Annotated in this window: 9 protein-coding genes; 7 read left to right on the top strand and 2 right to left on the bottom strand. The window is 70.4% G+C overall.

Going from position 1 to position 9689, the window contains the following annotated elements:
* Positions 1-119: 119 nt before the first annotated feature.
* From ureG to AB0I18_RS50620, 3 genes are all read left to right on the top strand, one after another.
* Positions 120-797: an urease accessory protein UreG gene (ureG, locus tag AB0I18_RS50630; RefSeq protein WP_363112640.1), complete on the top strand. Its 678-nt coding sequence runs from the start codon at positions 120-122 to the stop codon at positions 795-797.
* Positions 798-805: 8 nt separating this feature from the next.
* Entirely contained in the window at positions 806-1594 is a 789-nt protein-coding gene (locus AB0I18_RS50625; protein ID WP_363112641.1) for an urease accessory protein UreD, read from the top strand.
* Positions 1595-1763: 169 nt separating this feature from the next.
* Positions 1764-3362 (top strand): alpha/beta hydrolase, encoded by a 1599-nt coding sequence (locus tag AB0I18_RS50620; RefSeq protein WP_363112639.1) that lies wholly within the window; start codon positions 1764-1766, stop codon positions 3360-3362.
* Between the two features lie 78 nt (positions 3363-3440).
* Here the strand turns inward: AB0I18_RS50620 and AB0I18_RS50615 are convergent, their stop codons facing one another.
* Both AB0I18_RS50615 and AB0I18_RS50610 read right to left on the bottom strand, forming a co-directional pair.
* Complete coding sequence (locus tag AB0I18_RS50615) at positions 3441-4166, bottom strand: lysophospholipid acyltransferase family protein (RefSeq protein ID WP_363112638.1); 726 nt, start codon at positions 4164-4166, stop codon at positions 3441-3443.
* Positions 4167-4302: 136 nt separating this feature from the next.
* Positions 4303-5511, bottom strand: a complete 1209-nt coding sequence (locus tag AB0I18_RS50610) for a sugar diacid recognition domain-containing protein (protein ID WP_363112637.1) — start codon at positions 5509-5511, stop codon at positions 4303-4305.
* Positions 5512-5735: 224 nt separating this feature from the next.
* Here AB0I18_RS50610 and AB0I18_RS50605 point away from each other — a divergent pair, with 224 nt between their 5' ends.
* Genes AB0I18_RS50605 through AB0I18_RS50590 form a run of 4 tightly spaced genes read left to right on the top strand, consistent with a single transcriptional unit; the run spans position 5736 to position 9589 of the window.
* Positions 5736-6668 carry a transporter substrate-binding domain-containing protein gene (locus AB0I18_RS50605; protein ID WP_363112636.1) on the top strand — a complete coding sequence of 311 codons (933 nt, stop codon included), beginning with the start codon at positions 5736-5738 and terminating at the stop codon, positions 6666-6668.
* Between the two features lie 10 nt (positions 6669-6678).
* Complete coding sequence (locus AB0I18_RS50600) at positions 6679-7440, top strand: amino acid ABC transporter permease (protein WP_363112635.1); 762 nt, start codon at positions 6679-6681, stop codon at positions 7438-7440.
* Positions 7437-8294 (top strand): amino acid ABC transporter ATP-binding protein, encoded by an 858-nt coding sequence (locus tag AB0I18_RS50595; protein WP_363112634.1) that lies wholly within the window; start codon positions 7437-7439, stop codon positions 8292-8294. Before AB0I18_RS50600 ends, AB0I18_RS50595 begins: the two co-directional genes overlap by 4 nt.
* Positions 8291-9589: an FAD-dependent oxidoreductase gene (locus tag AB0I18_RS50590; RefSeq protein WP_363112633.1), complete on the top strand. Its 1299-nt coding sequence runs from the start codon at positions 8291-8293 to the stop codon at positions 9587-9589. The genes AB0I18_RS50595 and AB0I18_RS50590 overlap by 4 nt, the downstream gene beginning before the upstream one ends.
* The last annotated feature ends 100 nt before the right edge of the window (positions 9590-9689 follow it).

Raw genomic sequence — 9689 nt, 5'->3', positions numbered from 1 at the left:
CTGCGGGCCGGTGGGGGCTTGTCGCGCAGTTCCCCGCGCCCCTTAACCCAGACCCCCGCTTTTCGGCCTGAACGGCCTCGTCCTCAAACGCCGGACGGGCTGAAGATTGGAGCCGCACCATGCATCTCGACCACCACCACGACGGCCCGTCCGCCGTCAGCGCCGACGCGCATCGGCCCGACGGTCGGCGCCGGGCTCTCCGTATCGGGCTCGGTGGGCCCGTCGGGTCCGGGAAGACCGCCACTGTTGCCGCGCTCTGCCGGGCGCTGCGCGACGAACTGTCGTTGGCCGTCGTCACGAACGACATCTATACGCGTGAGGACGCCGAGTTCCTGCTGCGGGAGGCCGTGCTGCCGCCGGAGCGGATCACCGCCGTGGAGACCGGGGCGTGCCCGCACACGGCGATCCGGGACGACATCTCCGCGAACCTGGAAGCCGTGGAGGACCTGGAGGACGAGATCGGACCGCTGGATCTGATCCTCGTCGAGTCCGGGGGCGACAACCTCACCGCGACCTTCTCCAGGGGGCTCGTCGACGCGCAGATCTTCGTGATCGATGTGGCGGGCGGGGACGACATCCCGCGCAAGGGCGGGCCCGGGGTCACCACCGCCGACCTGCTGGTGGTCAACAAGACCGACCTCGCCCCCTACGTCGGCTCGGACCTCGGCCGGATGGCCGCCGACGCGAAGGCCCAGCGGGCCGAGTTGCCGGTGGTGTTCCAGTCGTTGCGGACCGAGGACGGCGTCAAGGACGTCGCGGCCTGGGTACGGGGGCAGCTCGCCGCGTGGACGGCGTGACGACAGGTATGGCCGGGACGGGCGGGACGGCCGGCATCGGCGGGATGGCCGGCGTGCGGGCCACCGCGCGGATCGGCGCCAGGCTCGACGGCCGGGGCGGTACCGCGCTGCCCACCCTGGAGGGCGAGGGGCCGCTCGCCCTGCGCCGTACCCGGGCGAGTGGGGACGAGGCGCGCGTCATGCTGGTCGGCGCGATGAGCGGACCCCTGGGCGGCGACCACTTCACCGTCGAGGCGGCAGCCGCCGCGGGGGCGAAGCTGCACGTCGGATCGGCCGCCGCCACCATCGCCCTGCCCGGTCAGGCCAAGGGCGAGGCACGATACGACGTACGCCTCACGGTCGCCGACGACGCCGAACTGCGTTGGCTGCCGGAGCAGTTGATCTCCGCGAACGGCAGCGAGCTGTACGTCACCACGCGCGTCGACCTCGCGGCGGGAGCGCGGCTGGTGCTGCGCGAGGAGCAGGTCCTGGGCCGGGCCAACGAGGAGCCCGGGCGACTGACGAGTCGGCTCACCGTCCGTCTCGACGGGCGCCCGCTGCTCGACCAGGATCTGTCCTGCGGCCCGGGAGCGCCCGGTGGCTGGGACGGTCCCGCTGTCCTGGCGGGACATCGCGCGCTCGGCCAACTCGTCGTGGTACGGCCGGAGTTCGGGCTTCGGCCGGTCGAGGCGCGGTTGCTGGGGGAGTACGCCTCGGTCACCCCGCTCGCCGGTCCCGGTGTGCTCGTGACCGCCCTCGCGCCCGACGCGCTGCACCTGCGTCGCCTCCTCGACGAGGCGTTGCGCACACTCGGCTGAAACGGCCGGGGCGCCGACTGAACACCGGCCGAAACCAAGGTCACCGCTCAACGGGCAGACGTGTTCCGGTTATCGGATTGGCAAAAAAGCCACGTCACCCCTGTTCTCAGGGACCTCACAGCCGAAAGGATCCCCCGTACGACCACAACGACGTACGGGGAGGCCCCACTTGAGAGGTATCAGAAGGGCAACGGCGTTCGGCTCGGCCGGCGTGCTCGTCACGGCGACGCTGATAGCCGGCGCCGTAGCGGCCCCGGCGGCCGGCGCGGACGCCACGACCAGCGTCCGCCACGGCCAGGACAGCCAGGCGCGCGGCGCCGCGATCGCCGCCGCCCGCGCGGCGAAGGCCGGGATCGACTGGCAGGACTGTCCGGCCGACTGGGGGCTGGAGAAGCCCATCAAGTGCGGCTGGGTCACGGTGCCGCTCGACTACGCGAAGCCGAACGGCAAGAAGATCAAGCTCGCCGTGGACCGCATCGGCAACACGGGCACGAAGGCCGAGCGCCAGGGCGCTCTCATCTACAACCCGGGCGGCCCCGGCGCCTCCGGACTGCGCTTCCCGCGCCGGGTCACCACCAAGGCCCCGCTCTGGGTGAACACGTCGAAGGCCTACGACTTCGTCGGCTTCGACCCGCGCGGTGTCGGCCACTCGGCGCCCATCTCCTGCGCCGACCCGCAGGAGTTCGTGAAGGCGCCCAAGATGGACCCGGTGCCGGACTCCGAGGCGGACAAGCGCGCCCAGCGCAAGCTCGCCGCAGAGTACGCGGCCGGCTGCGCCGAGCGCAGCGGCGAGATGCTGCCGCACATGACGACCCCCAACACCGTTCGCGACCTGGACGTCATCCGGGCCGCACTCGGCGAGAAGAAGCTCAACTTCCTGGGCGTCTCGTACGGCACGTACATCGCCGCCGTCTACGGCACCATGTACCCGACGCACGTGCGCCGCATGGTCGCCGACAGTGTCGTCAACCCGTCGCGCGAGAAGATCTGGTACGAGGCCAACCTCGACCAGGACGTCGCCTTCGAGATGCGCTGGAAGGACTGGCAGGACTGGGTCGCCAAGAACGATGCGACCTTCCACCTCGGCGACAGCCGCGCCGAGGTCCAGGACCAGTGGCTCAAGCTGCGCGCCACGGCCAAGAAGGACCCGATCGGCGGGGTCGTCGGCCCGGCCGAGCTCATCGGCTTCTTCCAGAGCGCGCCGTACTACGACTCGTCGTGGGTGCCGGTCGCGACGGTCTTCAGCAAGTACGTCGCCGGTGACACCCAGGCACTCGTCGACGCCGCCGCTCCCGACCTGTCGGACACCGCGGGCAACATCTCCGCGGAGAACGGCAACGCCGTCTACACGGCAGTCGAGTGCACCGACGCCAAGTGGCCCACCAGCTGGAAGAAGTGGGACCGCGACAACACCGCGCTGCACAAGAACTACCCGTTCATGACGTGGGCCAACGCCTGGCTGAACCTGCCGTGCGCGACCTGGCCCGCCAAGCAGCAGACCCCGGTCGAGGTGAAGACCGGCAAGGGACTGCCGCCCGTTCTGATCGTGCAGGCCACGCGTGACGCCGCCACCCCGTACGAGGGCGGCGTCGAGCTGCACAAGCGGTTCAAGGGCTCCCGGCTGATCACCGAGAAGGACGCGGGCTCGCACGGCGTGACCGGGCTGGCCAACCCTTGCATCAACGAGCGGGTGGACGCCTACCTGCTCACCGGCAAGGTCGACGCGGCCGACGTGACGTGCGCACCGCACGCCACGCCCAAGCCGTAGCACTGAGCAAGCCGCAGCACTGAGCAAGGAGGAGGGGGCGGCCGGTTTCGGCCGCCCCCTCTTTCATGTGTCGTGTCTTCAACTGAGAGGCATGCGCGGGAACTTGCGTGCCTTCTCGGCCTTCGCGGCGGCCTCCTCGGCCTTGACGACGGCCGCGTACTGATCGACGTACTCCTGCTCCGAGAGCTTGAGGATGGCGTACATGAGCTCGTCGGTGATGGCGCGCAGGATCGCCTTCTCGTTCTCCATGCCGGCGTAGCGGGAGAAGTCGAGGGGCTTGCCGAAGCGGATCACGACGGGGTGGATCTTCGGGATCTTCCGGCCCGGCGGCTGGGCCTCGAAGGTGCCGATCATCGCGCAGGGGATGACGGGTACCTGGGCCTTGAGCGCCATCACCGCGACGCCGACCTTGCCCTTGTAGAGGCGGCCGTCGTGCGAGCGGGTGCCCTCCGGGTAGATGCCGAGCAGTTCGTCCTTGCGCAGCACACCGAGGCCCTCGCGGATCGCCGCCTGGCCGGCCTCCTTGCCGGAGCGGTCCACCGGGATCTGCCCGGCGCTGCGGAAGAAGGCGGCGGTCAGCCGGCCTCTGATGCCCGGGCCCGTGAAGTACTCGGCCTTCGCGAGGAACGTGATGCGCCGCTTGATGATCGCGGGCATCAGGAAGTGGTCGGAGAACGAGAGATGGTTGCCCGCGACGATGGCCGCGCCCGAGGCCGGTACGTGTTCCAGGCCCTCGATTCGAGGACGGAAGACCAGCCTCAACAGCGGTCCCAGAATCACGTACTTGAGCACGTAATAGAACATGGGGTCGCTCCTCACTCCACCGGATCGGCTCAACCGCCGCGTTCTAGCAGGTCAACAGGCTTGCCGCGAGACGCCAGTGTAGGTGCCCGCGGGCTTCACCGTAACCGGGTCCGTTCGGCCTCTTGGGTGAAGGGGATCACGCCTCCGCCGAGGCGCCGCCACTGCCCAACTGGTCCGCCAGGCAGGCGAGATACAGGGCCATGGTGGCCCGGTGGTCACGCAGCGGACGGCCGGTGACCTGCTCGATCTTGTTCATCCGGTAGACGACCGTGTTGCGGTGGACGTGCAGCGCCTCGGACGCCCGTACGAGATTGAAACCGCTCTCGCACCACGTGGTGATCGTGTCGCGGAGTACCGGCCAGTCGGACTGGGCGCGCAGGTCCGCGGCGGTGAGGGCGAGCAGGCGGTTGCGGGCGGGCTGGCCCACCGCGGCCAGGACCTGGTGGACTCGCAGGTCGCTGATCAGATGGACGGGGGAGTTGCCCGCGAGCCGGGCGCCGAGACGCAGCGCGTCGCACGCGTCCTGGTAGGAGTCGTGCAGAGCACCGATCGACGCGGCCGGTTCGCCGATGCCGGCGCGGGCGGTGAGTGCGCCCTGGGCGGCGATGACGTCGGTGATCCGCCGGCAGTCGCCGGCCAGGGAGGTCACCGGCCGGTCGGCCGGGAGCCGGTGCAGCACGCCGATCCAGCCGGGCACCGTGGTGGCGACGATGTCCTGGGGGTCGGCGAAGACCTCGCGGACCGTGCGCAGCAGCTCCGAGCGGACCAGCGCCATGTCCCGGGTCGGCGCGGCGTGGCGGCGGTTTCCCCTGTCGTTCCCCCGGTCGGGCACGGTCACCTCGAACGCCACCGCGACCCGCCGCAGCCGCAGGTCGAAGCCCAGCTCGGCGGCCCGGAAGCCGAGGAAGTCGCCTTCCACGACCTGGGGGTCGTACGAGGCGATGTCGGCCAGCAGTTTCTCCGCGGCCCGTTCGGCGAGCAGACGGGAGCGCAGCATCACGGACTCCCGGAGCAGGATCTCCGTCTGGCGCTTCACGAGCAGGCCGAAGCGGCGCACCTGGGCGGGCGTGCCGGTGATTCCGACCGTCCCCACCGCCTGTCCGTCCGTGACCAGCGGCAGGGTCACTCCGGGCCGTACGCCCCGGAGTTGGTGGGCCTGCGAGGCGCTGTGCGTGGCCGGTTCCTGGGTGCGGATCACCTCGACGGACGCCTCGTGGAAGGAGCCGACGCGGCTGCTGTCGCCGCTGCCGATGACCATGCCCTCCGCGTCGGTGATCAGCACGTTGAAGCCGATGACCGCGGAGGTGTCCCCGGCGATCTCCTGCGCGAGCGACGGGCTCAGCACGAGCGTTCCTCCCGTCGGGGGATGGGCCGAAGATCGGGAAACGGGCCCGAGATGGACGCACCGTACAGTGTAACGAGCGATTTCGGCCACAAGTTCGTACGAAGTGAACGGTGACGCACAGCAAGCCTGTGCCTAGCGTATGGCCCCATCACAACATCCCCGCCGGGGGCACGACGCGGTGAACAGGCGGGTTCCTTCAGTGCCGATACGGAAGGCCCACGCCGATGATCCGTGTGCGCTCGCTTGTCGCTGGCCTGTCAGCGATCCTCCTGCTTCCAGCCGTCGCCGCCTGCGGTTCGGGTGACGACGACGAACCGAAGAACGTGTCCGCGAAGACCGCCGCGCTGGACACGCTCACGCCTGGCGTGATCAAGGTGGCCGTCCAGCCGTACGCGCCCTACACCAGTGTCCAGGGCGACAAGATCGTCGGTCTTGACGGCGACATCCTCAACTACGCGGCCAAGAAGCTCGGCCTTGAGGTCAAGCCCCAGGTGACCGACTTCGCCGGCATGCTCGCCGGGGTGCAGTCCAACCGGGTGGACATCACCATCGGCGGTGTCGCCTGGTCCGCGGACCGGCAGAAACAGGGACTGTTCACCGATCCGCCGTACTACTCGCCTCCGGCGATGGCCGTCCGGTCCGGGAAGACCTACAAGACGGTGGACGACCTGAAGGGCCTGGAGCTGGGCACGGTCGAGGGCTACGTCTGGGTGAAGTCGATCCAGGCCGTGCCCGACGCCAAGCTGCACGCCTATCCGGATGCCAACGGAGTCTTCGACGACCTCGGCGCCGGCCGGGTCGACGTCGGATTCCTCGACCCGCTGATCATCATCGCGGCGCAGAAGGAACGGCCGGACCTGAAGATCGACACCCAGTACATGACGCCGCCCACCGCCGCGCAGGTCAAGGCGGAGCCCGACTACCAGTACTTCCAGCCGTACCAGACCGGCTTCTACCTGCCCAAGAAGGCCACCAAGCTGGAGAAGGCGATCTCCGCGCAGATCGACGCCATGTACGAGAACGGCGAGATGGAGAAGCTCGTCAAGAAGTGGGGCGGGGACCCCGAGCAGTTCCTGAAGCCGTCCGCCGACGTCGCCACCGCGCGCCGAGGCGTGGACCGGCCCCAGGACTGGACGCCGCCGTCCATCGCGCAGTGAGGGGCTGACAGTGTCCGATCTCTTTCAAGTCCCCTGGTCCGACTACCAGTCCGACCTGCTCGACGCACTCTGGCGCACCGTCTCGTACACCGTGGTGAGCTTCGTGGGCGCGGTGGCCCTCGGCCTGGCCGTGGCACTGCTGCGGCTGAGCAAGGCGTGGCCCGCCCGTGCCGTGGCCGCCGTCTACACCGAGCTGTTCAAGAACATCCCGCTGCTCGCCATCATCTTCCTGACCTATTTCGGCCTGGCCTCGGCCGGGCTCCGGCTCGACGTGTTCACGGCCGGCTGCGTCAGCCTGGTCGTCTTCTACGCCGCCTACCTGTCCGAAATCTTTCGCTCCGCGATCAGCGGTGTGCACGCCGGACAGACGGAGGCGGGCGAGGCGCTCGGCCTCGGCAAGGTGGGCATCTTCAGCCACATCGTCCTGCCGCAGGCCCTGCGGCAGGCGCTGCCCGGCACCAACACCATGCTGGTCGACCTGCTCAAGTCCACCTCGCTGCTCGTCACCGTCTCCGCCGCCGAGCTGATGTCGGAGGGCCGGCTCATCACCTCCGCGACCTTCCGGGCACTGGAGGTGTACCTGGTCATCTCAGCCATCTACTTCGCCCTCTGCTACCCGCTCTCCCAGCTGCTCCTGCTGCTGGAGAGGAAGGTACGGGCGGGCGTCCCGCTGTCCCCCTGGCGACGGCGGCGCCTGCGAGCGGCCCGCGCCCTGCTGGCCGCCGACCCGACCACGGACACGGACGTACGAGTGAAGGAGGCGGCGGTATGACCGAGCCTGTCACCACGGCGAAAGCCACCGCCGAGCCCGCCGAGGCCGCAGCGGCGACCACCGCCGACGCCACCGAGGTCGCGCCGACCGGCGAGTCCGCGCCGCCCGAGGCCGTCGTACGGATCGAGGGTCTGAGTAAGTCCTTCGACGGGCGGCTGGTGCTCGACGACGTCCACCTGGCGGTCGACCGGGGCCGCATCGTGAGCGTCATCGGGCAGAGCGGCGGCGGCAAGACGACCCTGATGCGCTGCGTCAACCTGCTCGAACGGCCCGACAAGGGCACGGTCGAGGTCGCCGGAGAGGTGGTCCACCAGGACGGCCGTACGGTCTGCCGCGACCTGGCCCGGCTGCGCCGCACCGTCGGCATGGTCTTCCAGCGGTTCAACCTGTTCCCGCATCTCACGGCCGTGGAGAACGTCGTCCTGGCGCAGCGCAAGGCCGGCATCCCCGAACCGGAGGCGCTGGAGCGGGCCGTCGGACTGCTGCGCCGGGTCGGGGTCGCCCACAGGGCCCTCGCCCAGCCCGAACAGCTCTCCGGCGGCGAGCAGCAGCGCGTCGCCATCGCCCGGGCCCTCGCCCTCAAGCCCGAGGTACTCCTCTTCGACGAGCCCACCTCCTCCCTGGACCCGGAGGCCACCCGGGAGGTACTGAGCGTGATGCGGGAACTCGCCGCGGACGGAATGACGATGATGCTGGTCACCCATGAACTGCCCTTCGCCCGCGAGGTGGCCGACCACGTCGTCTTCGTCGACGGCGGCCGGATCGTCGAGGAGGGCAGGCCCGAGGACGTCCTCGACGATCCAGCCCAGGCCCGCACCCGGGAGTTCCTCGCCTCGTACGGGACAACGTCATGACCGGTGTGCTCGGCAAGGCGGGCCCGGTCGGCGACCAGCCCGTCGTGGTCGTCGGGGGCGGCGTCGTAGGGCTGTGCACGGCGTACTACCTCGCCGCGGCCGGTCTGCCGGTGGAGATCGTCGAGCGGCGAGGCCTGGGCTCCGGGGCGTCCCGGGGCAACGCGGGCTGGGTCTGCCTCAGTCATTCGACGCCTGTCCCCGCCCCCGGAGTGGTGCGATACGCCCTGCGCTCGCTGGGAAAGCCGGACTCGCCGCTCTATCTGCGGCCGCTGCCCGATCCGGCGTTCGTCCGGTGGCTGTGGCGGTTCTGGCGCAGCAGTACACCGGCCGCCTTCCGGCGCGGCTACGCGGCGATCGCCGAGCTGAACCACAGCACCTTCGACCTCTTCGACGGCCTGCGCGAGGACGGGGTCGACACGACGCTGACCCGGCCCGGCATGGTGCACGCCTTCCTGTCGTCGACCGAGGCCCGCCACCACCTGGCGGTCCAGCGGGAGATGGCCGACGGCCGCTACCCGATGCCCGACGACGTCACCACGGGTCCGGAGGCACGTCTGCTGGACGACGCGCTGTCGTCCCGGGTGCGCGCGGCCTACCTCGTCGAGGGGGAGGGTGTGGTCGATCCGGAGGCGTTCTCCCTCGCGCTGGGGGAGGCGCTCTCCGCGCGGGGCGTGAAGGTCCACGAGAACGCGGAGGCCACCGGATTCCGCACCTCGGGCGGACGTGTCACCGCACTGCGGACCGCCCAGGGCGAGATTCCCTGCTCGGCCGTCGTCATCGCGGCCGGCATGCGCTCCTCACACCTGCTCAGGTCACTGGGGCAGCCGCTGCCCCTCCAGGCGGGCAAGGGCTACAGCTTCTCGGTCGACCTGGATCCGGCGCCCCGGCACACGCTGTACTTCGGCGAGCGCAGGGCCGTCGCCTCACCGATCGGCGGCACCACGCGGATCGGCGGCACGATGGAGCTGAGCGGCAACAACAACCGGCTCGACTGGCGCCGTGTCGTCGCGGTCGCGCTCGCGAGCCGGCACTACCTCGGCCAGTGGTTCGACGATCCGGACGACCTGGTCAGTCTGATCCGGGACCCCTGGGTCGGCGGGCGCCCGTTCCTCCCCGACGGGCTCCCGGTCATCGACCGGGTCCCCGGGCGGGACAACGCCTTCGCGGCGACCGGTCACGGCATGCTCGGCGTCACGCTGGGGCCGGCCACGGGGAGCGGACTCGCCGAGTACATCCGCACGGGGCAGCGTCCTCAAGCCCTCGCGCCGTTTCGGTTCGACCGGCTCCTCCCCTGAGCCGCCGTACCGTCGGATCGTGCGGTGGCGATGGCCGCGGGTTGCCGTGCCGGCCCGCGGAGCCGTTGGGGCCTGGGGGGCCTGGGCCGAAGCCCAGGCC

The organism is Streptomyces sp. NPDC050704, assembly GCF_040654355.1.
Lineage (GTDB): Bacteria > Actinomycetota > Actinomycetes > Streptomycetales > Streptomycetaceae > Streptomyces.
The sequence above is the reverse complement of the archived record's forward strand: the minus strand, read 5'-3'. Positions and strand labels throughout refer to the sequence as shown.

Bases quoted from the DNA above. Each gene is read 5' to 3' on its own strand.
- ureG (WP_363112640.1), top strand. From the start codon at position 120: ATGCATCTCGACCACCACCACGACGGCCCGTCCGCCGTCAGCGCCGAC.
- AB0I18_RS50625 (WP_363112641.1), top strand. From the start codon at position 806: ATGGCCGGGACGGGCGGGACGGCCGGCATCGGCGGGATGGCCGGCGTG.
- AB0I18_RS50615 (WP_363112638.1), bottom strand. From the start codon at position 4,166: ATGTTCTATTACGTGCTCAAGTACGTGATTCTGGGACCGCTGTTGAGG.
- AB0I18_RS50605 (WP_363112636.1), top strand. From the start codon at position 5,736: ATGATCCGTGTGCGCTCGCTTGTCGCTGGCCTGTCAGCGATCCTCCTG.
- AB0I18_RS50595 (WP_363112634.1), top strand. From the start codon at position 7,437: ATGACCGAGCCTGTCACCACGGCGAAAGCCACCGCCGAGCCCGCCGAG.
- AB0I18_RS50590 (WP_363112633.1), top strand. From the start codon at position 8,291: ATGACCGGTGTGCTCGGCAAGGCGGGCCCGGTCGGCGACCAGCCCGTC.